Below are 25,063 nucleotides of genomic sequence, written 5' to 3'. Positions count from 1 at the left end.
TGTATTTTTCACGCGTGGACAAACTGCATTCGTACGCCATCCGCATAAATGATGTCGCCATTGCGAAGTTCAGCCGGATCGAATGGAACCTGCTCATCGTTGATCTTCAAGGGATGCTCGCGGTCGACGCGCGCCAGGAAGTATCCGGCGGGCTGCCGAATGATGGAAACCACATTCCTGCCCGATCCCGCAATCGGCGTCACCACCTTCGTCAAGAAGACCTGATTGCCGGTGAGGGCCCCATCCAGCACTTTGATCGAGGCGGGAATTCGCGCGTGAACCTGTTCAGCGATGCAGCCATATCGAACTGCGTCAGACAAGGGCGTTTCAGCGGAAGGGTGGGCCATGCCAGGTTGAGTTTTAAAAGTCAGCGCGAAGCTGCCGATGGCGACTCGATCTTCCGAATGCAGCAAGATTCGGCGCACGGCGCGGTTGTTGACGTACGTTCCATTGGTACTTCCGAGATCCTCGATGAATACGTCGTCGTCGAATGCCAGCAAAACCGCGTGTTCACCGCTCACGGTGGGCGCATCCAAAACGAGGTCGTTGTATGCGCGCCGCCCGATGGTGGTGCGTTCGCGTGAAATAGTCACCACAGAAATGACGTGAGGGCCATGGGTAATGACTAGCTTTGACATACTGCTTCGGTCGCCAGCCGACCTTGTCTCAAGTTTTACATCTGAAAATGGAGAGGCCACTGGCCCTCGTCATATCCCAATCATGATTTGGCGGGCCGTGCGTACTGGCGAGAAGAGTTTCAGCGCCGGTATGCGCACCACTTTGAGCCGGAGCTCAATGGCGTTCATGAACAACGTCAAAACTTTTCATGAACTCGTTACACGCCGCACACCATGCAGGGCATGGCGAGCCGCCTCGCGCGGGCCTGTCGCGAGCTGGTGGCGTCATCCGCCAGGCAGCGAATGAGCTCGAGGGCATCAGCTCTAGGGGCAGTGAAGGCACCTGCGCCAAGCCTGTGGCTGGTGCTCCACGCCATCGAAGGCGTGCCGGTGCGGCGGGCGGCCTGACGTTCTGACATCAGGGCATCTGCGTGGGGTGGCGCTGTGCGTCTACCCGGGGGCCGCGATGCTCGGCCAGGTGCGGCGAGGCCGCATTCCAGAGGCGAGAAGAAACTCAGTGCAACAACGTCGTCGGGGTCACATCAAAAAAGGCCCAACCTGAGCAGTGATGCAGGTTGGGCCAACCCATGTAGTTCAGTCGATCAGCGTCCGCAGCCCTGCGCCAGCACGCTGGCCATGGAATCAATGCAATGGATTTGCTTCGATCCCGGCGGGAACGGCAGCTCGCTGAACATCCCGCGAAGCGTGGCCTTGGAGAAGCCGGTCTTGGGAACGGCCATCACATACGAGTAGGTGTAGCCCTTGTTCGGCAAGGTGATCGACACATCCTGGCCCGTGCTCTGCACTTTGACATCGTAGTTGGAGGTGGTGGGGTATGAACCGGCACGGGCGTAAAGGTCTACGCTGCCGGCAACCTTGCTCAACTTGAAGATCGACTTGGCAAAGTCGTCGTTCCAGATGTAGTACGAGAGCACACCTGATTTCGACAACTCGCGGGAGCATCCGTTGTCAAGCGCATCGTTTCGTGCCATCGCGCAAGCGCCGATCGCAGACGGATCCAAGAGCGGCTTCGTTCCTTGCCCGTTGCTGACACAACTGGAGGAGGTGAGATCCCCGCCGCTGACGCATTTCGTCAGCCAATCGGAGAAGTCGCGATCCAATGACGTGCCGAGATCCTTGATGTAGGCGCTGTATTGGTCGTAGTCACCGACGCGCATCATGGGCAGGAAGGTCTTCTGCTCTTGCGGCTGCCGCTCCATGATGTAGCGCGCCGCGAGGTAGCCCCAGTTGTAAACCCTCGCTGACCCGCTGTAGTAGGTGTTCTTCATCACTTCGCTCAGCGAAACGGGCGCCGTCTGAGCTCGAGACGTGGCGTCGGCGTAGTACTGTCGGCGGTAGCTGTACGACACATACTCAGCGATGCCCTCGATCCACCAAACGGACGACTGGTCGCCACCGCCCACGCTCAGCGGATAGTCCCCAAAGCTTCCCCACATGTTGTAGCGCCCGTCGAGATAGTGGGTGAACTCGTGGTTCAGGTTCCAGATCTCGAAGTCCGCCAGCCAATCAGCACGGTAGGCAATGAATCGCGCTTGGTTGCCCTTCTTGGCAGGGTTGCCTTCCAGATAGATGCCGCCGTTGTCGGTGCTGTTGCCAAACAGGAAGCCCGAGAACCTGGCGTATTCGTCGTAGTTGTCGAAGACGACGAGTTCGAGCGTCTTGTTCTTGTCCTTGGCCACCGGCTTGCCCTTCTTCGTACCCATCAGGCCATGGAAGTACTTGGCCTCTTCGGTCACTGAGTCGCACGTCGTCTTGAGTTGCGCGGAGGTCATCGCCTCGGCACGCAGCACGTATTGGCTGCCGCACTCGTAGCGGATCGGCAGCTTGATGGACGCCACGGTGTCTTGACCGTTGCACGTGCCGTACGAAGCGCAGTTGGCCGAGTCATAGTAGTCGACCATGCTCGATGCGCGCATCCACACGTCGATCGTCTTGTCGTCAGTCACTGGGAAGTGCGGCATCTGGGCTGACGCCAACGAACGCACCCGAGTACTCAATGGTGCGTACTGCACGAAGCGGATCAGTTCACCCATGGCATTGGGCATGTGATAGCTGTCCTCCGTGCCCAGAATGTCCATATTGCGGGTCAGGAATGCATCAAAGCTCTGGGCATAACTGATGTCGTTTTGAACGCTGTCTACGTAGTCGGATTGGAAGCTGCCCTCATAAAAGACAGACATGGCTTGCAGGATCGCATCGTTGGTCCAGTATCCGATGGCTGGGGTGCTCGGCGTCACTTGATCAAGCCACTTCTTGGCCGACGGCGCATATGAAAGGGCCCAACCAGAGTAGACGGTCTTGTAGACCTCGCTCACGAAGTAGGCGTTGTCTTCCGTCTTGTCGAAGAAGTGCGGCGAGGCGATCAGTTGCATCATCGACGACAGGGCATGCTGCATCATCGTCGGGTCGCCAGGTGGGATGTTGTTGCGCTTGTCCCCGTCCTTGCTCATGAAGCTCCAGTACCCGGCGGTACGAAGGAAGGACAGCAGATTCATCGAGTGATTGCTGTCATTTCCTTGGTAGCTCACCGCTCGAACCTTGAGTTCGTCTGCCACGGTGATGATGTTCGCGTTGGAAAAGACCGTCCTGTAGTCATCCACCGAGCCGTAGTAGAGGCTGTACATGCAGGTGGTCAGGTCGGCACCGTCAATGAACGAGATCAAGGATGATCCTGTCTTGCCGATGAAGTCCCGTCCATTGCAGGAGGTGCCCGCCACATCGGCGCCGCCTTGCTTCCATCCTTTGAGCCGTTGAAGTTGCCGGGCGGCCTTGATGCGAGGCGTGACAGGCAGTGCCACTGAGTCGGGCGCCTGCCCGATCTTGAGCCGATTCGGCACGAAATCATCGGCCGAGCGCAGCGGCAGCAAAGCCGGCGCGCGCCCCTCCCGCGCCACATGCGCGCCCACCTTGGGCCAGCCTGGATTCGCATGCGAAATGCGTTGCTGCGATCGTTCGTTGGCGGGCGATTCGTTCGTCATCGCTCCCGCCGCCGCCGCAAGGGGCAGCACGAGGACAGACGCTGTCAAGAATATGAGGCCGAGTTGGCCTGTTCGAGAATGGTTCAATTTGTCTCCTGGTAGGTATTTAGTTACCGGGGCGGCACCTTCGAATGACGCCGTTCGCACATGGGCCCCTGAGCCTGTCGGGCCTATTCGAATCGATGAATGGGCCCACTCAGAAGCGCTCGCCATTCGAGTCGACATCGAATCCACGCGCAAGCGAAAAGGCGCCGAGTCTCAGATGAGGCGGCCTCATGCATGGGGCTCGTGGTCGCGAGTCGCTCCGATGTTTTGGTGGTCTCGATGACCGAGAAACTCGGGTGGCGCTGGCCTGGCGATGCCCATTCCCTGGCGATGCCACGGGGTATATCGAAGATGGTCCCAAACTTGGCATGATCCGAGAGGACATTGAAACCATGCGCCTTCATCTCGTATCACCCTCACAGGCCCATGAAGCCGCCTTCATGGCGATGATCGAAGAATTCATCGGGGCCGGTGAAAGGGAGTATGTGTACGAGCAGCCCCTCTTCGAATGGGGGTTCCCGGCCTACCTGGACTGGTTGATCCGGGGTGAGCAGGGTGAGTTGGACGGGCTGGTACCTTGGTCTGCGTTCTGGGCCCTGGATGCCAGCTCAGGAGCGCTCGTGGGCATGAGTTCGTTGCGCCATCGTTTGTCGCCGTGGATGGCGCAGTTTGGCGGCCACATTGGCTATCGCATTCGGCCCACCTTGCGTCGCAGAGGGCTCGGCGCCGAGTTGCTTCGGCTGACGTTGGCGCGCGCGGGCGCCCGCGGCATCGCGAACGCGTTGGTCGTTTGCACGCCCGACAATCTGGGCTCGCAGGGCGTGCTCCGCAGGAATGGTGCGCAGTTCGACGGTGAGGTGTCGACGCAGGGGCACAGCCTGAATCGCTACTGGGTCTCCACCATTGCCGGCGAGGGCAACTGACCTTCGCGTGCAGGCTTCGAGCGCCGCATAACATCAGCGCTTCGCCAACACGGTGCCCCAGGCATCGACGCTTGCCTATGCTGTTCATCGAACCCCCCGCACCCTCGGACCTTCAGGAACTGCTTTCGTTTGAGCTGGAGAATCGAGCATTCTTTGAGCGAAGCATCAACGCGCGCCCGCCCGGCTACTACTCGGAAGACGGCGTGGCTGGCGCGATCGAGTTGGCGGTGCTCGATGCTCGCCGCGATACGGCGTACCAGTTCCTCATTCGGAACGACGCGGGTTCGCTGGTGGGCCGGATCAACCTCATCAGGGTGCGGCGCGCGCACTTTCACAGTGCCGAGTTGGGCTATCGGATCGCAGAGCGCTTTGGAGGGCAGGGCTATGCCACCGAAGCTGTCCGCTTGATTGTCGCCAAGGCATTTGATGAGATGGGGCTCAAGCGCATCGAAGCGACGGCCCGGCCTGAGAATGCTGGGTCCGTGACGGTGCTGTCTCGCAACGGGTTCACCCAGTTTGGAAGATCAACCCAGAGCTTCGAGCTGCACGGGAACTGGTACGACCTGCTTCACTTCGAGCGGCGCGCGCCCGACTGAGCGATGGGCCTCCAGATTCGGGGTCTCGGGCTGCGGCGCAGTCCGCCGAGTCGGGCGGCGCTCCTTTTGACACCCACCCACCTTGGATGGCCCCATGGGGCTTCAAACCAAACCGGCTGCCATGCGTACCTCTGTCTATCTGATTCGTCACGGCGCTTACGACCATCGGCCGTCCCCGGAGGGCACCGAAGCCTCCTGTGACTTTGGGCTCTCCGAGTTGGGCCGGCGCCAGGCCTATGCGCTGGCCGATCGCTTGGTGAGCACGGGCGAGATCAGGTCCGATGCCTTGTTCTGCAGCACCTTGCCTCGCGCTCGGCAGACGGCGGACATCCTCGCGCCGGCCTTGGGCCTGGCGGCAGTGCCGCTGCCCGAGCTGTGCGAATGGGAGAGCGGCAACGAAGTGCTGGGTGTCGACGCCTTCATGAGAAAGTTCGACGAACTCGATCTCTCGCAGCGCCGAACACACCGATTCTGCGATGGCTTTGAAACCATCCAAGAGTTCACCGTTCGAGTGCAAAGCAAGCTGAGAGAGCTGCTGTCGCGTTTCGAGGGAAAGACGATCGTCCTGGTGGTGCACGGCGGTGTCGTCGAGGCGGCGTTCTCGTACTTCCTCGGGTTCGGCCCGGGGCCCTTCGAAGGCGGCTACCCCGCAGCGGGCCACACGTCCATCACCCATTGGCGCCAGTCGACCACCCGGCGAGAGTGGGTGCAAGAATTTGCGAATGACACCCACCACCTGCGAGGCCTCGCCTGATTCTTCGATGAGTGACCACGTCTGCACGCTGACACGCTGGGCCGCGGCCCTGTTGTTGGGGCTGGCTGCGGCTCAAGTCGCGGTGGCGGCGGATGAGCCCGTCCGCCTGCACGTCATGCACGAGATCAGAGATCGCCTGAAGCTTGAGGGCATGAACCGGCATCTCCAGATCCTCTGCCGACAAAGGGTCTTCAACGAGGAGTGGGAAGTCGCCGAGAGCAAGCTCATCTCCTTGCCTCCGGCGCCGAACTCGGTCTACTACCGCGAAGAGTCTTACTTTGATGGGCCCCGCGAAGCCCACTATGCGACCTTTCAGATCATCGCCATGTCGGCCGACTGCAGGCCGATGTTGGATCGCAGTCTGTCCGTGAAGATCCTCAACGGTTGCGTGGAGTACATCTCCGGCGCGAATGGCGCCTCGGGTTCCGGCGACAAGCCCGGCGGCGGCGTCAACCTGAACCGCGATGCGCCGCTGGAGCCGGGGTCGCGCCCCACCTGCACTCGGGGCGACAAGGCCGACTGGGGGCGCATGGCAGAGCTGACCTCGGCGGTGCCCGTCGAGACGATCGGCGGGCATGCGTGTGTGTGGAATTCGGATCTTCTTTCGAAGATCCTGGGCGCGCCGGTGTCGCCCAAGCCGATCGACCGGCGCGTGATGGATCTGTGCCTCTGGCGTGAGCAGCCTTGGTATGGCGCGGTGAAGAACCGCCCGGTGGTGATCGCCGTGGGGTCGGCGCACACCGCCGTGGCTCCGGCCGTCCGTGCCCCTGACGTGGCACTGGCAGGCCTGGATGGGCTCACACCGGTGTCGACGCCGGTGGTGGTGCAGGCTGGCGCGACCCCACCCGCCGATCGCTTCACCGTGGAGGGGGCTCGCCGGTTCCTGAGCCAGCCACGGCTGGTTCCGGCGACCGCTGAGAATCTTCAGTTGATGCCCGCCGGGCAGTGAGGTCGGTGCAAGCCCCCAACCTGTGGGGGGCTGCCGCGTGGGCTTGGGGATCGCCTGGGTGCTTGGCGCTCCACAGAATCGCGGCCACCTACACCAAGGAGTGCCCTCCGATGTCGAACTCACTGTCCATTCAACGTGATCGCCTGGTCCGTTGTGCCGCCGTTGCCGGTCTCGCCTGGCTGTCGGGCCTCGCCACGGCGGCGCCGATCCTGGTGGACAGCTACACCGCGCCAGCCACGGCCCACAACGCGGTGCGTTCTTCGGTCAGCAGCATCTTCTACCGCGACTTCGATGCGAGCGTGATCGGTGGTGTTCGCGATACGACCTACAACGTCTACACCAATCCCCAACGCTCGCCTGCAGCGCTGTCGCTGGGCCGCGGGCAGGCCGGCGTCGCCGCGGGCATTGGCGCCTTGGGCGAGTTGGTGATCCGGTACGGCGCCTACACCCGCCCGAACGGGCCCGACCAAGGCGGTCCGCTGTTGCGGCTTGATTTGAGCCACCACCACGCCGTTGAGCTGGTGTTCAGGGGTGTCGAGCAGGCGCTCAACTTGAACGTCGAGCTCTACACCAGCGCCCCGTTGGATCCGAAGAACCCGGTCTACTACACGCTGGCGGGTGTGAACGCTGCGCCGCCGGCGCCGGGTGAGCCGCTGGTGGTTCGCCTGCCGTACAACGCAGCCGATGGCTTCAACTACGGCCAGGTCGATGGCGTGGTGGTGCTGATCGACCGCTCCGGCTCCGCCAAGCAGAATGCCTACACGCTGAGCGAAGTGCGTTTCGTCGAAGACTGAGGCGACGGTCCTCACGCGGGGGTGACGGTCACCGCCACCCCCGAGAGCACGGCGTTGCCGGACAGCGGGTCGCGCAAACGCTCGTCCAGCACCGCGTTCAGGTTGGCGCCTGGGCGCTCGGCTGCCACACGCAGTCGGGTGTCCGGCAGATCGTGCCCCCAGCCGTGGGGCAAGCTCACCACCCCCGGCATCACATCGGTGGTGATGGCCACAGGTGCCGTCACGCCTTCCACCGCGTCGCCGGCTCGTTGGGCGGGTGGTGCCGCTGCACGGATGCGGGCCAGGGCGCCTTCGGCCAGGCCGAGCCGGCGGGCGTCGTCGGGGTGGATCATCAGGGTGCAGCGCTCGGGGCCCTTGGCGAGCGTCGGCAGGTTGTGCATCCAGCTGTTGTTGCTGCGTACCTCGCGCCGGCCGATGATGACCAGTTCGGGCGCCGGTTCGGCCAGGCGCGCGCGGGCGCGGGCCATGTCCTGCAGGCAGGCGGCCGGTGCCAGCTCGATGCGGCCACTGGGGGTGCGCAGCATCTCGGGCACCCGGGGGGCGAGAGGGCCCAAATCGATGCCGGCGGGTGCAGCCTTCACCTTGTCCAGGTTCAGGCCGCTGGGCTTCAACCCGAAGAGGTCGCCATGCGGGCCCGTGCGAAGCGCCAGGTCGAGCAGGCGATCGGGCCCGCGCCGGCCGCTGGCCGCCAGGGCCGCCAGCACGGCAGGCGCCTGCGCGCCGGCGAGGCGGGTGACATCCTGCTCCAGCAACTGGTCATCCAGCGCCAGCACATCGGCACGGGCGCCCAGCCCGCGAACGATGGCGTTCAGGCGCAGCAGGTTCTGCCATTCGGGCGGGTGGCCCGGCGTGGGCGGGAACACCGGCTCGCTGTAGCGTGCATGGTTGCGGAAGGAGAACTGCGGGAACGTGGCGTCGTAGTGCTCGTCTTCCAGGGGCGACATGCCCGGAAGCACCACATCGGCGTGGCGAGATGTCTCGTTCAGGTAGATGTCGAAGCTGACCATGAAGTCGAGCGTGTCGAGCGCACGGGCCAGCCGCGGCCCGCCCGGCGCTGACAACACCGGGTTGCAGGCCAGCGTGATCAGGGCGCGAATCTGCCCTGGGCCGGGCGTCTCGATTTCTTCAGCCATCACGGTGATGGGCAGTTCCCCCATCACCTCGGGGGCCCCGCTCACGCGGCTGGAGTGCCGGCCTGTCACGATACCGCGCCCCACGCCCGGCGCACCCTGGGTGTTGGGGGCGAAGGCCGCCGCGTGCGGAAACATCGCGCCGCCCGGCTCATCGAGGTGGCCGGTGATCAGGTTCAGCACGTCCACCAGCCACGAAGAGAGCGTGCCGAACTCTTGCGTGCACGTGCCAATGCGCGCGTAGACGCAGGCCCGCTCGGTGGTAGCCAGCTCGCGGGCGAGGGCGCGGATGGTGTCGGCCGGGATGCCGCAGCGTGCCGCCACCGCTTCGGGCGGGAACTCGGCCACCGCGGCGCGCACCTCGTCCACCCCCACGGTCCACTCCGCGAGGCGGCCCAGGCGGGCCAGGCCCTCGGCGAACACGGTGTGCACCATCGCCGCGAGCAGGAACACATCAGCGCCTGGCCGGATGGGGTGGTGGGCATCGGCCACCGCGGCGGTTTCCGTGCGGCGCGGGTCGATCACCACCAGGCGGCCACCGCGGGCGCGCAGCGCCTTGGCCTTGCCCCGGAAATCGGGCACTGTCCACAGGCTGCCGTTGCTGGCCATCGGGTTGGCGCCGATGATGAGCATGAAGTCGCTGCGCTCGATGTCTGGCACCGCGACCGACAGCCAGCTGCCGTACATCCAGCCCGAGGCCAGTTGCTTGGGCATCTGGTCGAGCGTCGAGGCGGAGAACACATTCTTCGAGCCCACCGCCCGGGCCAGCCTGGCGAAATACAGCAACAGCCCGAGCTTGTGCGCCGTGGGGTTGCCCACGCTCAGCGCGACCGCGTCGCGCCCATGCTGCTCGATGATGGGCAGCAGGCGACGCTCGATCTCTTCGAAGGCCTCGTCCCACGTGGCCGGCTGCAGTTGGCCCTCGCGGCGCACCAGGGGCTGGCGAAGCCGGTCGGGGTCTTCGTGCAGGTCTTTCAGGGCGTAGCCCTTGGGGCAGATGTAGCCGTGCGAGAACACGTCGTCGGCTCGCCCGCGGATCGCGATCACACGGCCATCGGCCACCTGCACGTCCAGGCCGCAGCAGGCCTCGCACAGCGGGCAGATGCGGTAGCGGGTTTCAGCGCCGGTCACTGCAGCGGGCGATGTGGAGGGGGTGGGTGCGGTCATCGTGGTCTCCTGCGTCGGCGAGTTCGGCGGGGCTGTCGTTATCGCAGCTGCACCCGTGAATGTCCGTCACGCGGGCGACGGCTGGGGTGTCACTCAGGGTTTCCGCTAGCCTGGGCTCTGGGGCTGAGGCGCGGCGTCGGCCCCTGACAGAGGTCATCACGCTGCCTCAACCTGTCAAACCGCAGTGGCAGATTGAATGGGGCACGGGTGTCTGGTTTGGCCGCTCTGAGCACGGTTCAACGGATCACGATCGATGGTGCCGAACGAGCGACGCCAAGCGAGGGTGGGTGTCGCTGGCGTGGATGCTTCTTGACCGATGGCCGCTTGGAACCAATGCATGCGCATGGGCGTACCCAGTTGGCGACTACGTGAAGAGCAAGCTGATAGCGCCACGATCGATGTCTTGCGGAAAGACGCCCTGAGAGCTCTCGATCCCGGGGGTTGATCGTTGGTGACGATGCTCCGTTGCACGGCGCTCGGTGCGTGCTTACGCTCCAAACACCTTTCAAACCAGATGCCAGGAGACAAGGATGCATGCCACCACACGGGTCGTACTCTCTTCCATGTTGACAGTGCTCAGTGCGACATGCGTTCAGGCCGCGGGGAGCAAGGTGATCAGCGGTGATCCCTATGCCAATCCGGACGCTCAACACGCCACGCAAGTCGAGCCAGACACTTTCGCGTTCGGCTCTACCGTGGTGGCGGTGTTTCAGACAGGTCGATTCTTCGATGGCGGCTCGACCAACATTGGATTCTCGACGTCGCAAGACAAGGGCAAGACCTGGAAGCGCGGCTTCTTGCCGGCCATCACCGTCAACAGCACACCCGCTGGAAGCTACGACCGCGTTTCCGACCCGACGGTGTCTTACGACGCGAAGCACAAGGTCTGGATGGTCTCTTCTTTGGCGATCAAAGACGGGTCTGGCAAGGCGGTCCTGACGAGCCGTTCGACCGATGGCGGGCTCACGTGGAGTGATCCCGTCACCGTATCGACGACCAACGGCTTCTATGACAAGAACTGGATCGTGTGCGACAACGTCGAGTCCAGTCCGCACTATGGCAATTGCTACACGACATGGGACGACGTCACCGGCAACGATCTGCTGCTGAGCAGCACCTCCTCGGATGGCGGCAAAACCTGGGGCAGCAAGAAGACGACCGCAGACAACGCCCACGGTTTGGGAGGCCAGCCGGTGACCCAACCGAACGGCAACGTCGTCGTGCCGTTGCTGGGCTTGAGCGGGCAGATCCTTTCGTACCGCTCCACCAATGGTGGCGCGACGTGGGAATCAACCGTGGTGGTAGCGAATATCAACGACCATGAAGTCGCGGGCGAACTCCGCACCGAAACGCTCCCATCGGCCGAAGTGGACGGTGCAGGCAAGGTGTACGTGGTCTGGCAAGACTGCCGCTTCCGCTCGGGCTGCGCGTCGAACGACATCGTGATGAGCACGTCGACCGATGGCACGAGCTGGACAAAGCCCGTTCGTATACCGATTGACCCCACCTCAAGCACCGTTGATCACTTCATTCCTGGCATCGCCGTGGACAAAGGCAGTTCCGGCAACACCGCCAGGCTGGGCCTGACCTATTACTTCTATCCCAACGCCAACTGCACGATCGCCACTTGCCAGCTTTCTGTGGGTTTTGTTTCTTCGGTAGATGGCGGGCAAACGTGGACGGCGCCAGTCACGCTCGCAGGCCCGATGAAGCTGACAGACATCGCTGACACGAGCCAGGGCTCCATGGTGGGGGACTACATCTCCACATCGTTCGCGGGTGCCAAGGCTGTCTCCGTGTATGGCGTGGGAAAGGCGAAGAGCGGATCGAAGTTCGACCAGGCCATGTACGCCAGCCGAACCAAGGTGTCAGCACAACAGAAGCACCCCGCACGTGTTGTGGATGACCCGGTTCTTTCGTCGCCTGGCCCTGCGATGCCACGTCGCGGCACGCTGCCTGTTTTCCAGTGACCTGAGAACGGGGGCTGCCAGGCCCGGCGGCGTCCGGGCGGCCCGTGACGCAGGGCCGATGAACGATGGCAGCCCCCCTTCCGCTTCATCGCATGAGTGCGTCGCCGTCGATGCTGGCGGTGACCCTGCAACTCTCTGTCGGTCGAACGGCCTCCCGGGCTGTCCTTGACCCGCGCCGCAGATGACAGCGGTCCAGCGCAGCCCGTAGAGGGCCCAACGCGCGCGTTGACGTGGCCGGCGCCGGTCGGTTCACGACGGCCTCACAAGCCGGACAGCGATCAGAAGAGGCCCGACCCCGGCTGCCATGAGTTATTTGAATGCCTGTTGGCGATTCTTTTGACTTGAGCGAAGCGCCGTATTCGCGTCGAATGCCGACCTTTCGGTTCGGCCAGGCGCTGCTGAATGCGTGTGTAGGCGCAGCGGGTCGAATACCGGGAAGGTGCTCTGTAATCCGCCGGTGCCGTTGAGGCGGGTGCGGTCGGGCAAGAGCCCTGAGGGCGCCACCTCTCGGGCCTCTTGCGTCGGCTCGTTCAACTCAAGAGATGTGCGCGCGTCTCGATCTTCATCGGGATCCTGCGCCGTTTCGAAGCCCCGGGCCGTTGATCGGCAAAGGGGTGCCCAGTCTGGCGGACGAGAGATTCGCGTCTGATTGAAACCGTGGTGACCGCAGCGATGACGGCCGCAGATTGGCCGTCCTGGGTCGCCCATGAGAAGTCTGCCTATGACTGCTGAAGAGTTCCTCAACCTGACGGCCCGGTGGATGTTCGGGCTGAGTGCCGGCTTTCACTTCCTGTTTGTTCCGTTGTCGATAGGTTTGCTGGCGCAAGTCACTGTCTTGCGAACCGTGCATGCGACCCAGCATGATCGATCCCATGAAGCGGCGGCGGCGTACTGGAGCAAGTATTTCGTTCTGGCGTGGCTCCTGGGGATGTTGACGGGATACCCGCTCAGGATGCAACTGACCACTTACTGGATCACGTTCATGACGCAGGCGGCCCCGGTCCTTGAGGCTGTCATGAAGGTGGAGTCGTTTCTGTTGTGGCCGATGATCGCTTTGGTTCTCGTCAACACGTTCGCAGGTCGCTGGCTTGATCCGCGCGCACGCGCCGCCTGCTGCTGGTTGCTGCTCGGGATCGTGACGACTCAGTCGATGTGCATCTTGTCCGTCAATGCGTGGATGCAGGTGCCGGCCGTCTTGCCGCACGATGCTGATCAGAGGCCCGTGTCCGAGAGGCTGGCGATGCTGCTGGTGCACCCGGTCACCCTGAACAAGGCTTGGCACACCATCTCGGCGGCGATGGTCTGTGGTTCATTCTTCGTGTTCGCTGTCGCGGGACTATGGACGCTTTCTCATCGCCACCGGTCCGTCGCGCGGGCGTCAATCGGCGTGGCCGTTTGGCTGGGGTTGGCAGGATCGGTGTCCACGCTGTGGAGCGGGCACACGGGTGCCGCGCACGTCGCGCATCTCCAGCCGATGAAGTTCGCGGCGATCGAGGGGCACTGGCGGTCCACCTCGAACCCGAGCCCACTCATCTTGTGGGCGCGACCGATGGAAGGTGAAGCGCGGAACCTCAACGTGCTGGAGATTCCGACGCTCGGAAGCCTGCTGCGCGACGGCTCTCTGGCACCTTCGCCAGGTGTGCTGGACCTGCGTGACAGGCTGATCGGGATCGCTCCGCCGTCGGTGAATGGTGTCGTCGATCCGCAGTTCTCGGGCTTGGCAAACCTGGAGGAAGTTGTCGCGGCGCGAATGGGCAGCCGGTGGGCGCGGCTGTCCCGTGAAGAGCAGGTGGCTGCCGTTGCAGATGCAGCGCGACCTCCCGTTTCAGTACTGTTCGTGCTCTTCCGCGTGATGGTGGCATCGGGTGTTGCATGCCTGGTGCTCTGCGCCTTGGCCGTCTGGTTTCGCAGGCGTCTGTGCGAAGGTCGGGCACCGACGTTGTCGGTGTTGTTGGTGGCGCTCAGCCCGCTGCCTTGGATCGCAATTCTTTGTGGTTGGGCGGTGGCCGAGATCGGCAGGCAGCCCTGGACCATCTACGGCAAGTTGCCTACGGCGATGGCCGGGGGGCTGCCTTCTGCCCACCACGGATTCGTCGCATGGACGACCATGATCGTCGCGGTGGCCGAACTCACGCTGCTGTTCGGTGCCGCCGCAGCGTCGATCTGGCACTTGGGCCCCGCCGGACGGAAAAAGGGCAGCCATGTCATCCGCGACAGACTTCGACCGACGAAATCTGCCGCACGCCGCCTCGGCCTGGCCGGCACTGGTTCAGTCGAGCCGCGCACCTAGTCAGAGGCTTCGGCTGCCGCCATTCGAGCCAGCGCCCGGCCCGTGAATTCGTCGGCCGGGAAGAAGGCCTCGATGGCCAGCTCGGAGAGCGTCACCTCCACCGGAGTGCCGAACACGGTGATCGTGCTGATGAAGCTGAGCAGCCCGGCCGGTGAGTGCAACTGCAGCGGCACGGCCAGCTCGACGCTGCCGCGCGGGCCCGCCGGCGCTTCACAGCCGGCGGCGGTGCCGGGGGGCAGGGGCAGGGCGCGCAGCTCATCGGCCAGTGCAGCCAGATCGGCGTCGGCGCTGGCCTGAACCTGATGGGCGAGGCGTTCGAACAGGTGATCGCGCCACGCGGCGAAGTTGGCGATGCGAGGCGCCAGCCCGTTCGGGTGCAGCGAGACCCGCAGCACGTTCAGAGGCGGCGCCAGAAGCTCGTCGGGCAAACCCACCATGAAGGCGCCTGCTGCGCGGTTGTGGGCCACCAGGTTCCAGTGGCGATCAACAGCCAATGCCGGGTAGGGATCGTGCGCATGAAGCACCCGCTGCACCGCCGCCAGGGCCGGCTGCATGGCCGGGTCCGCCAGCGGCCGCTCTCGGTACATCGGTGCATAGCCCGCGGCGGTGAGCAGGCGATTGCGCTCGCGCAATGGCACCCCCAGGCGCTCGGCCAGGCGCAACAGCATTTCGCGGCTGGGCAGGGACCGGCCCGTTTCCATGCAACTGAGGTGGCGGGTCGAGACCTCGGCTTCGTTGGCCAGTTCGAGCTGGCTCCAGCGGCGGTGCTGGCGCCAGTGGCGCAGCAGCTCACCCACCGAGGCGTGGGCGGTGGGGTGGGCCGGTGGCGCTGGGCGGGTGAGGGTGTCGGCGTCCATGCGCCAACGATAGCGCCGCGCGGCGCGCGGGCCATGACCTGTGAGGTCATCGACGCGCTGACCTGGGCGGTCGACGATGCCATCACCTTCTCAACTCAACCGATTCACCCCAAGGAGATCCACATGTCCCGCCTGATCATGACCCCCTTCCTTCGCAACGTGCTGCGCGTCGACGCTGTCCTGAGTGGCCTGACCGCCGTGATGATGGTGGCCGACGCTGAACTGATGGCTGCTTGGACGGGCCTGCCGCCCGGCCTGATGACCGCCATCGGCGTGGCGCTGTTGCCATGGGCCGCCTTGCTCGCCTGGCTCTCGTCGCGCACCGTGGTAGCCAACGCCGCCATTGGCGCGGTGGTGGCCCTGAACTTCTGCTGGATGGTGGACTGCGCGCTGGCCGCCTTCGGCACTTTCAATGTTCCGCAGGGCCTGGGCGTGGGGCTGCTGGCGGTGCAGGCCCTGGGCACCTTCGTGATCGCCGAGCTCGAATGGATGGGCATGAAGCGTGCACCCCGCGCCGCGTCGCTTCGCGGCGCGCTGGCCAGCTGATCGGCGGCGCGGAGATACTTGGCGGATGACCTCCGCCTTTTTCGCGTTTGACAGCGGTGGGCCCGCTGGGGGCCGCCGCCCCATCGGCGTCATGGCCATCGAGCTGGAGGCAGCGTGAGCGCCGGCGCCATCGCGGGCCTTGCGGCTAGCCCCCCGGGCAGTTGGGCCGTGGGCACGCTGGTGAGCCTGGCGCGGCTGCCGTGGCCCGCGGTGATCGTGCTGGGTGGCCTGATGCTGCTGCTGGGCGCCGGCCTGGCCATGAACCCGCGGCTGCCCAGCCTCTGGCGCCGCTGTGCTGGGCTGTCGGCGAGCCTGTTGATCGCTGCGCTGGCCATGCGGATCGGCTACCTGCTGCAGGCGGTAGCCCCCGGCATACCGGAGCTGGCTTGGGGCTTGTCGGCGCTGGCGGTGGGCCTGGCCGCACGCTGGATCACCGGCCCCTTGCGCCTCGCACTGATGCTGTGGTCGCTGCTGTGCGGCGGCGTGCTGTTGGTCATGTTCGAAGCCTGGCTGGGCCTGAACCTCGTGCTCAATGGCCTGCTGGTCTTGTTGTCGGTCTCTGCCTTCGTGATCGCGTTCTCCAAGGCTTGGCCCAAGCTGCCCGGTTCTGACTCGGTCGCCGACCCGGTCGCCGGCCCCGCGCCCGACGCGCCGACGCCGCCGTTGATCCAGCGCCTGGACAGCGATGAGGCCCAGGAGGCGGCTGACAAGTACACCCGCGAATGAAGCCGCAGGCGGGTGAGGTGGGCCACCCGGGAAGCCACCAGGGGCACCACCGGGAACGCCGCCGCGGTGCCACGCTGCCGGCCGAGATCGAGCGCGAGCTGTTCGACCGGCGGCGGTTCCCGGTGCTGGGTGCGCCGGGCCGACAGATGCTGCGCTGGCTGCGAGGTCATCCCAATGCGCCCGTCTACCGGCAATTCAGCGGCCACAGGCTGGGCCCGGCCCACCTGGCGTGGGCCCACTGGCGGCAATGGCGTGTGGCACACGCGGCGTTGCCGCCACCGGGCCCGCCGCGGTGGTTGGACAGCTTCGTGCGCAAAGCCTGGGCCGAGTTGCCCGCGCGGCGCCGCCAAGGCGGCCGCCCACCCGCATGGGCCGACATGGAGCCCATGGGGCGCCACGACCTGAGCGCCTGTTTGCCAGACCACGTCCCTCGTTCGCTCGTGCTCGATGAGCTGATCTGCTTCACCACATCGGGCACCACCGGCCACCCGCTGCGCGTGCCCTCGCATCCGGTGGTGGCCGCGGAGTACCTGGCGTACCACCGCCGCGCGCTGCGGCAGTTCGGCATCGTGCCCCACGCCCGCGCGGGCGAGGTGGGCATCGTCCTGGCGGGCTACCAGCAGCGTTGCTTCACCTATGTGTCGGTCAACCCCTTGATGGGAGAGTGCGGGCTGGCGAAGCTGAACCTGATGCCCCACGAATGGCGCCACCCGGACGACCGGGCGGCGTACCTTGACGCGTGCGCACCCGAGTTGATCTCGGGCGACCCGGTGTCACTCGCCGCGCTGGCCGACCTGCCGCTGGGGCACCGGCCCCGGGCCTTGCTGAGCACCTCGATGGCCCTGTCCGAGGGGCTGCGGCAGCGCCTGCAGGCGCGCTTTCAGGCGCCCGTGTTGGACATCTACTCGATGAACGAAGCCGGCCCGATTGGCGTGTACCGCGAAGATCTGCAGGGCTTTGCCTTGTTGCAGCCCTGGCTTTACGTGGAGATCCTGGACGAACAAGGCCGGCCGCGGCCCGAGGGCGAACCCGGCGAGATCGTGTTGAGTGGCGGGTTCAACTTCTGCCTGCCCTTGTTGCGCTACCGCACCGGCGACCATGCGCGCCTGGTACACACGCAGTGCGGGCCGGTGCTGCGGGATCTGCAGGGCCGATCGCCCGTGCGCTTTCAGCGCGCCGATGGCCGGTGGGTCAACAACATCGAGATCACCCACGCCTTGAAGCCGTTCGACCTGGTGCGCTACGCGCTGCACCAGGGCATGGACGCAGCGTTCGAACTGCGGGTGGATGGCCGCGAGCCACTGGCTGGCATCGCACCCAGACTCCGCGAGGCACTGGTCAAGCCGCTCGGCCTGCCGCTGGCGCTGACGGTCGTCGGCCTTGGCGCCGACGACAAGCTGCGGCAGTACACGAGCGATCTGCCGGGGCACGCGCCTTGATGCGTGCTTGGGGCGCCTGCCCCGGCATGAGGGCGTCAACTCACGAGGCGCTGATCGAGAAGGTCGGCTTGGCACCCGGCGCGCCCGGCACCACCTTCTGATTGGCAGGCGTGCAGGTCACGGTGTGATCGGCCGGCTTGGTCTTCACGTCGTCGATGTCCTTCAGCGTGGTGCGCAGGCCGAAGGTGGCCGCCGGCATCGGCGAGGTGACGTTGCAGGTGAAGGTGTACTTCAACGGTGACGGCGTCTTCTCGCTGTAGGTGACAGAGCCCCCGGTGCACGTCCAGCCCGAAGGGCAGCTGGTGATCTCGACGGTGGCCGTCACCGCGAATTCGGGGTAGCCCTTGTAGGGCACCTTCACCGGAATCGGCACACCTTGCAGGCCGGTGCTGTTCTCGATCTTGTTGACCTTGAACAGCTCACACGGCTTGCCTTCGCCGGTGAGACGGTAGCCCTTCTCAACACCCTTCATCGCCGCGGTGCGGAACACCGGGTTCTGCAGTGCCGCGGCGTCCGAGGCGTTGGTATGGAACCCTGCCTCGATGATCACCGAGGGCATGTTCGCCTTCGAGTTTTCGCCCAGGTTGTCTCGCGGGCTCGAGTTTTTGGGAACGGTGTATTCCTCGTAGCCTTCCTTCGCGTGGATCAACTCGCCCATGTAGCAGAGCATGTTGTCCGCCAGCGTCTGGTCGGCAGAGCGCCCGGTGTGATAGAAGGCCCGCACGCCGGTGGCGCTGGGGTCACCCGCATTGGTGTGGATGTGGATCAGCGTGTTGGCACCGATGAAGTTGGCGAACAGCGGGCGGCTGTTGATGTCTTCATTGCGTTCACGCAGCGCGCTGGTGTCGTCTGGTCGCGAGTTCCAGATCTCCGGGTTGTCGGGGTAGGTCTCTTCCAGGTAGTAGCGGGCGCCCAGCTTCCACCATTCCTGCTTGCTGGGGGCGTGCTGCGTGGTGGCCTGTGAGCGCGCGAACACCGTGGTGGCGCTGCTGCGCGCCGCGAGCCAGGTCGACAGCTCGGTGGTGAAGCTCGGCGTGATGAAGTCTTCGGTGATGCCGTTGCTCGGGTCGCGCTGGGCGCGCCAATCCTTGAACTTGTAGTGGTAGTAGATGCCGTGGCCAGCACCGAGCACGACCGTGGCCGCACCGGGCGCCTGGCTGGACGGGGCTGACGGGCGGGCGGCAGGGCGCTCGGCCGGGAAGTAGTCGTAGATGTCTCGACCGCCCACCAGGAACTTCACTGCGCGCACCGAGCTGCGATCGCGCAATTGATCTTCGGCCGCGGTGGCCAGCTCGTGCAGCAGGTCTTCAAACTCAGCGCCGTACCACTTCGGCAGGAACTCGATGCTCAGGTTCAAGGTGAGCACGTCGCCCTTGGTGTTCAGCGTGGCGGCGACGCTGACATGCTTGCCTTGGCCTTCGATGCGACGCATGCCATCGACACGGCGCTGGACATCGCGCGAGATCGTCGACTCGATGTCCGCCCGGCTCATCTGGGCGGTGCGGGTTGAGAGACTGCTTTCGGCGAGGGCTGCCGATACGCCGCCAAGGCTGACGGTGGCCACGGCACATGCCACCAGCGCGCGCACGCTGGCGCCGTTCTTCAATCGAACCATGTAGTTGTCTCCTGGGTACTGGAACCAGAAGGGCACAGGCGAGCGTGGCAGGCGATCCGGCGGGTACCTGCAACGGCGCAACTACTCCGAACGTGCCCCCTTTGCGATCAACCGTTCGGCCGGGTCGAACACCCAGTCTCAGCAATTGGCGCGTTAGCGTCAACGCCGAAGTTGCGCTAGTTTGAAACAGGGTCGATCAGAACTGATCGCAGATGGCCATCGGCGCAGGCTACCAAAGCTCAATTTGATGGTCGAGGCAGGCGACCGGCGGCTGGCTGCCCACCAAAGCGTCTGGATCCTTGTGCCGCAAGTGGACGAAGTTGAAGACGAACTTCTCGTACGCCCAGGTGTCGTCGAGCGCCGTTCGCCGATTGCCCACGATTCGCAGCCAACTGCCTGGCTCCAGCCGCACCACGTCGGTCGCATGCGGTGGCGTCTTTTGGGTGAACGAGGTGCCAAAGTAGCAAACTTCGGCCACCTCGCCTTGGTGCTCAATCGTCAGCCGATGCTGGGTGGTGTCGTGCGGGGCGAACACCATGAAGCCAGGCAGGGCGGTGGCGCGAAGGCATTCCGTTCATGGAAAGCAATCCGCTGCAGCAGCACCGGTTCCGGTTGCTCGACAACCGGAAAGCGCAGCAATTCAGGGATGGCATTTCTCGCGATGGCCTCAGGAGCGCCACGCGACTGCTTGGTCCAATGCGTTTCGATCAGTTGAATCAGTGTTCTCATGGACCGTTGCGCCTATGGCTTCAGAGCGAGCCGATGGCGTCGGAGATGGCGTGCACGTACAGGTTCTTGTCGTCGACCAGGAACAGGCTGTCGCCGCGTCCCACTGCGCGAGAGATATCGATGGGCGCACCGTCCCGATCGGTGGGCTGAAAGACTGCTGCAAGCGACAGGGTGCGTCCCGTGATCAGTGGAAGCAGCCGCAGCGTTTGCCGGTCGTCGTGGTCACCGGCGAACAACACATGCTGGTGCCCGATGGCCAGGGCCGAGCTGCCGCGCACCGGTGTCTCGTAGAACGCGTGCACGCGCCGTCGGCGCATGTGCACCAGCGGAAAGCCGATGTAGTAGCAGAGCCAGACGTCGTCGTGCGAAGCGACGTTGAGCGCGTAGCAGTCGATGATCCTATTCAGCCCCGCGCATGGTTCGAACTCGTAGCGCTTGGCGCCGTTGTCGTCCCACGCGACCAGGCCGCTCGAACCCAGTGGCTCGGGCCAACCGCGGTTGCCGAGCACGCCTTCGTCGAAATACGCTGCCCAGATGTCCCCGGTCGACGTGGCCTGGATGCTCTCTATCCCGTCGCCGATGCAGAAGGCACGCTGGAGATGGCCCGCGCGGTCGTACAGCCTCGCGTTCAGATCCACATCCGCGGGGCCGCGGTAGACCGAGCGCGCACACGCCACCAAGATGCCGTCACCCAGCGGCTGCACGAGGTGCAGGTTGAAGGGTTCATCGGCGATCTCGATGTCCAGCTCGACATCGTCCTCTCGCATTGCCACGACGCGAAAGCGTTGTGGCTGGTCGTGCGTCGCCTTGGCGAAGCCTGCGTCCAGGTAGTCCAGTTCTTCCAGCGCGAAGACGAAGTACGCGACCCGGTCCGGGCCGACGTTGAAAGCGACCAGGTTCTGCCCGGCGGCGTTGGGCAAGGCGAATTGCGCGCTTGCCGCCAGTGGCTGCGGAGTCCGGTCAGGGGCGCGCATGACGAGTCAGCGCGATCCGCCCGACAGCGAGGCGATCTCTTTGGCAGACAGCGAGATCGCGGTGCCCGGGCCGGTGTCGTCGATGATCTTGCGCGCGAGCAAGGCGTTGGCCGGCGCGAGGACGCAGAAGTGATCGGTGCCGGGCACGGCGATGAAGGTGACCAGTGGATTGCGGTTGAGCTTCTTCATCAGCTTCAGGTGCTCGCCGTTGCCGCGGTCCACTCCTTCGAGGACCAGCGTGGGGCTGCGGATCGAATCGAGCCACAGGGCCGGGCGGCGCAGTTGAAGCTCGCGCGGGTCGAGCTTTGAGAAGTCCACTGGCAGCAGCTCTTCGCCGTAGATGTCGGGGGAGACGACCGGGCCGAAGGCAATCACGGCGCGAAAGCGCGAGGTCACTTCGGCGGTCAGCAGCGCCATCGTGCCGCCAGTGCTGTGGCCCCCCAAATGGATCCGCGCGGGATCCACGTAGGGCACCGTCGACAGGAAGTCTGCCGCAGCGAGGATATCCTGTGTCTCGCCATAGAACGCCTCGCGCTTGCCAGGGTTCGCGTTACCGCCGCGCAGCGACGGGAACATCATGACGATGCCGGCGCGCCGGTAGGCGGCCGCCGTCTGATCGTTCGAGCTGGAGGCGGCTCGCCAGACGTCTCCGATCGAATTGCAATCGCCGCCGGTGATCCAGATGATCGCCGGATGGCGCTTGCCGTCATGGGGATCAGGTGTCAGGTAGGCGCTCAACTCTCCGGCGGGCGACGTGTACTTCAGCGTCCGGAGTATCGATTCGGGTGCCACGGTGGCGGGACGGCCATCGGCCGTGGGCATGGCAATCTTGGTGACAAAAGCGCCCCGCGCGGCACTCAGTGATGGGGCGGCCGGCACGGAAGCCTGCTGGGCATGGAGGAGCACTGGCGCGCCACAAGCCATCACAGACAGCAGCAGCAAGCGGGCGATTCGTTGAAGCAGGCTCGACATGCCGTTCATGGTCGGGCACCGCGGTCGGACCGCGTGGCCAGCGGGAAGTTGCGCTGAATCTCGGTGAGGGTCGCCCGGTGCACGGCAGCGAGTTTGAACGAAATGCGCCAGGTTCAGCTGATCATGTAAGCCGCCGCCGCCGTCGCGATCAACGTGCCTTCGTCGTTGGACAGACGCATTTGGGTCGAGCCGACGCGGCCGCCGAGGCGGGTGACTTCGGCGGTGGCGAGGAAGTATTGGCCGAGGCCCTGGCGGAGGAAGTCGACGCGCAGGTCGATGGTGCCCATGCGGGCGAAGCGGTGCAGCACGGCGTCGGCGGCTTCGTCGGCATGTTTCTCGGCGATGGCCACCATCAAGGCCAGGCCGCCCATGGCGTCGAGCACGGCAGAGATCACGCCGCCGTGCAGGCGCCCGTAAAGGTAGTGCCCCACCAGCTCCGGCCGCATGTCGAATCGCAGCGTCGGCCGCGCGGGCTCGAGCGTGACGACCTTCAGCCCCAGCACCTGGTTGAAGCTGATGCGCTGCTCGAACAGCTCGGTGAAGGCGGCTTCGAGTTTCTGCTGTTCGGCAGCGCTGCGGCGAGCGGTGGGTGGCGGCATCAGTCGAGGAAGAAGTCGGGCAGGAAGTTCTTCGTGCCGGGCACCACACTGTAGATGTCCAGATCGGTGATGCCCTGGGCCGCCAGCACATCGTCGTCGATGAAGAACTGGCCGGTGGGCGCCGGCGCGGGCTGGGTGAGGATGAACCAGGCGGCGTCCGACATGATCTCGGGTTGGCGGCACAGCTTGGGGTCGACACCCGGGATCATCTGCAGCGCGGCGGTGGCGATGGCGGTGCGCGGCCAGAGGCTGTTCACCGCGATGCCGAGGCGCTTGAACTCTTCAGCGTGGCCGAGGGTGCACATGCTCATGCCGTACTTGGCCATGGTGTAGGCCACGTGGTTGGCGAACCAGTGCGGCTTCATGCTCAACGGGGGCGACAGCGTGAGCACCTGGGGGCTGCGTCCGGCCTTGGCGCTGGCGGCCAGCGCGGGCAGGCAGGCCTGCGTGCAGCAGTACGTGCCGCGGGCGTTCACGCCGTTCATCAGGTCAAACCGCTTCATCGGCGTGGCCGGTGTGGGCGTGAGGCTGATCGCACTGGCGTTGTTGACGAGGATGTCGATGCCGCCGAAGTGCTCGACCGTCTGCTTCACCGCAGCCGCCACCTGCTCTTCATCGCGGATGTCCGTCTGCAGCACCAGCGCCTGGCCACCGGCCGCACGCACCTCTTCGGCCGCCGTATGCAGGGTGCCCGGCAGCTTGGGGTTGGGGTCGACGGTCTTGGCGATGAGCGCGATGTTGGCGCCATCCCGGGCGGCGCGGGTGGCGATGGCCAGGCCAATGCCGCGCGAGGCACCGGTGATGAAAAGGGTCTTGCCCTTGAGGCTGCGTTCAGTGCTGGTCATACATGTCTCCGTGAGTCGTGTCTTCCACAGCCGGGGATCGTACGGGCTGGGATCGTCGGACATACGGCCGGCATGTGCAAATTGCGGCTTCAGGCCCTGTCAGGCCCTGTCAGACGGCAGCCGTTGTGGTGCGCCTGTCGGTCAATCCGGTGACGCAGCTCGCCTTTACGTCACCTCGGTGGCGAGCTGCGGGGATGCGGCGTGACGCGCCGCACCCGAGGGCGACCATGGCGGGATCGGAGAGGGGGGCGGAGCGGCGTCAGAGGCGGCGCGTCGTCTCGCGCAGGATCAGGCGGACCTCGGGCACGTCCACATGCGGCGCCGGGCGGCCCATCAGCCGCAGCAGTTCGGCCGCGACATGCCGGCCGATGTCGTACAGCGGCTGGTGCACGGTGGTGAGCGCGGGGGTCATGAAGGCCGAGGCCGGCATGTCATCGACACCGACGAGCGAGATGTCGTCCGGCACGCGGATGCCGCGGCGGTAGAGCGCCACGCGCGCGCCGTAGGCCATCTGGTCGTTGGCGGCGAAGACGGCCGTGAATGGCGCTTGCGAATCGAGCAGCCGGTTCATCGCCAGCATGCCGCTCGTCTCGGTGAAGTCGCCTTGGGCCAGCAAGGCCGGGTTGGGTTCGATGCCATGGTCACGATGGGCGCGCAGGTAGCCGTCGTGGCGGTGCTGGGCATCGGCGTGGCTGTCGGGCCCGGCGATGAAGGCCACCCGGCGATGACCCAGTGACATCAGGTGGGTGGTGGCGAGGTAGCCCGCTTCGTCCTGGTTGACCCATTGCCCGCTGAGGTTGGGGCCGCTGAGTTGGCGGCCGGCCACGGCCACGGGCTGGATGCGGGCGAAGTCGCGCAGCTGCTCGTCGCTGAGGTGGCCGGCGAGCACGATCAGGCCGTCGATGCGCCGCTCGGCCAGCAGGCGGATGCGGACCTCTTCTTCCTCCGCGTTCCACAGGCCGCTGACGATGAGGGGCACGTGTCCGCTGTCGGCCAGGCCTTCTTCAATGCCACGCAGCATGCGGGTGAAGAAGGGGCTTTCCAGGTCTTGCACCACCACGCCGATCGACATCGTGGTGCCCGTTTTCAGGCTGCGTGCCGATGGGTTGGGGCGGAAGTTCAGCTCGCGGATGGTGGCCTCGACGGCGAGCCGCTTGCGCTCGCTGACACCAGCGCTGCCATTGACGACGCGCGACACGGTGCTCGGGGACACGCCGGCCCGGCGAGCGACCTCGAGGATGGTGATGGCGGAGTGCGCTGCCTGCATGTCGATGTTTTCCAGTCGTTGCCAGGACGTCGGCGGATGGTGGCTGCGGCGGAGTATCGGGGGCCGCGTCAGATGGTAACGATTTCAACCGGGGCAGGTTGAAGTGGTCGTCGTTTCTCGCCAACGAAGTTACCTGGCAAAACATGGTGCCGACCGGGCTTTGCGGCATGCAAATTTGGTTACAAGAATCCGCATCAAAACTGACAACGTTTTCAGATTGGTCTGCATAGACTCACGCCGCCGACCAAGCTGCGTCGGCC

General features: G+C 65.1%; 21 protein-coding genes. 10 read left to right on the top strand and 11 right to left on the bottom strand.

Annotated features, from left to right (window positions below; genetic code table 11):
- Nucleotides 1-8: 8 nt before the first annotated feature.
- Both AACH06_RS24920 and AACH06_RS24915 read right to left on the bottom strand, forming a co-directional pair.
- Nucleotides 9-638, bottom strand: coding sequence for an FHA domain-containing protein (locus AACH06_RS24920; protein ID WP_341428506.1), 630 nt, complete (start codon nucleotides 636-638; stop codon nucleotides 9-11).
- Between the two features lie 581 nt (nucleotides 639-1,219).
- Nucleotides 1,220-3,829, bottom strand: a complete 2,610-nt coding sequence (locus AACH06_RS24915; protein ID WP_341428505.1) for a collagenase — start codon at nucleotides 3,827-3,829, stop codon at nucleotides 1,220-1,222.
- A 128-nt stretch (nucleotides 3,830-3,957) separates the two neighbouring features.
- On the opposite strand from AACH06_RS24915, the gene AACH06_RS24910 reads away from it, so the two are divergent.
- From AACH06_RS24910 to AACH06_RS24890, 5 genes are all read left to right on the top strand, one after another.
- Complete coding sequence (locus AACH06_RS24910) at nucleotides 3,958-4,584, top strand: GNAT family N-acetyltransferase (protein WP_341428504.1); 627 nt, start codon at nucleotides 3,958-3,960, stop codon at nucleotides 4,582-4,584.
- Nucleotides 4,585-4,661: 77 nt separating this feature from the next.
- A complete protein-coding gene (locus AACH06_RS24905; RefSeq protein ID WP_341428503.1) occupies nucleotides 4,662-5,180 on the top strand; it encodes a GNAT family N-acetyltransferase in 519 nt (172 codons plus the stop codon).
- 121 nt (nucleotides 5,181-5,301) lie between these two features.
- The gene (locus tag AACH06_RS24900; RefSeq protein ID WP_341428502.1) at nucleotides 5,302-5,934 is read left to right on the top strand and encodes a histidine phosphatase family protein; all 633 of its coding nucleotides are present in this window, start codon (nucleotides 5,302-5,304) and stop codon (nucleotides 5,932-5,934) included.
- Complete coding sequence (locus AACH06_RS24895) at nucleotides 5,903-6,883, top strand: hypothetical protein (protein WP_341428501.1); 981 nt, start codon at nucleotides 5,903-5,905, stop codon at nucleotides 6,881-6,883. The genes AACH06_RS24900 and AACH06_RS24895 overlap by 32 nt, the downstream gene beginning before the upstream one ends.
- A gap of 110 nt (nucleotides 6,884-6,993) precedes the next feature.
- A complete protein-coding gene (locus tag AACH06_RS24890; RefSeq protein WP_341428500.1) occupies nucleotides 6,994-7,677 on the top strand; it encodes a hypothetical protein in 684 nt (227 codons plus the stop codon).
- A gap of 11 nt (nucleotides 7,678-7,688) precedes the next feature.
- On the opposite strand, the gene AACH06_RS24885 is transcribed toward AACH06_RS24890, so the two are convergent.
- On the bottom strand, nucleotides 7,689-9,974 hold the full coding sequence (locus tag AACH06_RS24885; RefSeq protein ID WP_341428499.1) for a molybdopterin-dependent oxidoreductase: 2,286 nt from the start codon (nucleotides 9,972-9,974) through the stop codon (nucleotides 7,689-7,691).
- Nucleotides 9,975-10,504: 530 nt separating this feature from the next.
- On the opposite strand from AACH06_RS24885, the gene AACH06_RS24880 reads away from it, so the two are divergent.
- Both AACH06_RS24880 and AACH06_RS24875 read left to right on the top strand, forming a co-directional pair.
- Entirely contained in the window at nucleotides 10,505-11,944 is a 1,440-nt protein-coding gene (locus tag AACH06_RS24880) for an exo-alpha-sialidase (protein WP_341428498.1), read from the top strand.
- A 721-nt stretch (nucleotides 11,945-12,665) separates the two neighbouring features.
- Nucleotides 12,666-14,234: a cytochrome ubiquinol oxidase subunit I gene (locus tag AACH06_RS24875; RefSeq protein ID WP_341428497.1), complete on the top strand. Its 1,569-nt coding sequence runs from the start codon at nucleotides 12,666-12,668 to the stop codon at nucleotides 14,232-14,234.
- Here the strand turns inward: AACH06_RS24875 and AACH06_RS24870 are convergent.
- Nucleotides 14,231-15,091 (bottom strand): helix-turn-helix domain-containing protein, encoded by an 861-nt coding sequence (locus tag AACH06_RS24870; RefSeq protein WP_341428496.1) that lies wholly within the window; start codon nucleotides 15,089-15,091, stop codon nucleotides 14,231-14,233. The two genes, AACH06_RS24875 and AACH06_RS24870, sit on opposite strands and share 4 nt — an antisense overlap.
- Nucleotides 15,092-15,214: 123 nt before the next feature.
- On the opposite strand from AACH06_RS24870, the gene AACH06_RS24865 reads away from it, so the two are divergent.
- The 3 genes from AACH06_RS24865 to AACH06_RS24855 all read left to right on the top strand — a co-directional run bounded on the left by AACH06_RS24865 (nucleotide 15,215) and on the right by AACH06_RS24855 (nucleotide 17,802).
- Nucleotides 15,215-15,637 (top strand): hypothetical protein, encoded by a 423-nt coding sequence (locus tag AACH06_RS24865; RefSeq protein WP_341428495.1) that lies wholly within the window; start codon nucleotides 15,215-15,217, stop codon nucleotides 15,635-15,637.
- A 114-nt stretch (nucleotides 15,638-15,751) separates the two neighbouring features.
- Complete coding sequence (locus tag AACH06_RS24860; RefSeq protein WP_341428492.1) at nucleotides 15,752-16,363, top strand: hypothetical protein; 612 nt, start codon at nucleotides 15,752-15,754, stop codon at nucleotides 16,361-16,363.
- Complete coding sequence (locus tag AACH06_RS24855) at nucleotides 16,360-17,802, top strand: AMP-binding protein (protein ID WP_341428491.1); 1,443 nt, start codon at nucleotides 16,360-16,362, stop codon at nucleotides 17,800-17,802. Before AACH06_RS24860 ends, AACH06_RS24855 begins: the two co-directional genes overlap by 4 nt.
- 40 nt (nucleotides 17,803-17,842) lie before the next feature.
- On the opposite strand, the gene AACH06_RS24850 is transcribed toward AACH06_RS24855, so the two are convergent.
- The 7 genes from AACH06_RS24850 to AACH06_RS24820 form a co-directional block, all read right to left on the bottom strand.
- A complete protein-coding gene (locus AACH06_RS24850; RefSeq protein WP_341428490.1) occupies nucleotides 17,843-19,417 on the bottom strand; it encodes an N-acetylmuramoyl-L-alanine amidase in 1,575 nt (524 codons plus the stop codon).
- A gap of 229 nt (nucleotides 19,418-19,646) precedes the next feature.
- Entirely contained in the window at nucleotides 19,647-19,955 is a 309-nt protein-coding gene (locus AACH06_RS24845) for a hypothetical protein (protein ID WP_341428489.1), read from the bottom strand.
- Between the two features lie 211 nt (nucleotides 19,956-20,166).
- Complete coding sequence (locus AACH06_RS24840; RefSeq protein WP_341428488.1) at nucleotides 20,167-21,120, bottom strand: hypothetical protein; 954 nt, start codon at nucleotides 21,118-21,120, stop codon at nucleotides 20,167-20,169.
- Nucleotides 21,121-21,126: 6 nt separating this feature from the next.
- A complete protein-coding gene (locus AACH06_RS24835) occupies nucleotides 21,127-22,101 on the bottom strand; it encodes an alpha/beta hydrolase family protein (protein ID WP_341428487.1) in 975 nt (324 codons plus the stop codon).
- 104 nt (nucleotides 22,102-22,205) lie between these two features.
- The gene (locus AACH06_RS24830; protein ID WP_341428486.1) at nucleotides 22,206-22,691 is read right to left on the bottom strand and encodes a thioesterase family protein; all 486 of its coding nucleotides are present in this window, start codon (nucleotides 22,689-22,691) and stop codon (nucleotides 22,206-22,208) included.
- Nucleotides 22,691-23,536 (bottom strand): SDR family oxidoreductase, encoded by an 846-nt coding sequence (locus AACH06_RS24825; protein ID WP_341428485.1) that lies wholly within the window; start codon nucleotides 23,534-23,536, stop codon nucleotides 22,691-22,693. Before AACH06_RS24825 ends, AACH06_RS24830 begins: the two co-directional genes overlap by 1 nt.
- 259 nt (nucleotides 23,537-23,795) lie before the next feature.
- Nucleotides 23,796-24,803, bottom strand: a complete 1,008-nt coding sequence (locus AACH06_RS24820; protein ID WP_341428484.1) for a LacI family DNA-binding transcriptional regulator — start codon at nucleotides 24,801-24,803, stop codon at nucleotides 23,796-23,798.
- Between the last annotated feature and the right edge of the window lie 260 nt (nucleotides 24,804-25,063).

Origin of the sequence: Ideonella lacteola (genome assembly GCF_038066555.1) — a bacterium.
In the GTDB taxonomy this organism is placed as follows: domain Bacteria; phylum Pseudomonadota; class Gammaproteobacteria; order Burkholderiales; family Burkholderiaceae_C; genus Ideonella; species Ideonella lacteola.
The sequence above is the reverse complement of the archived record's forward strand: the minus strand, read 5'-3'. Positions and strand labels throughout refer to the sequence as shown.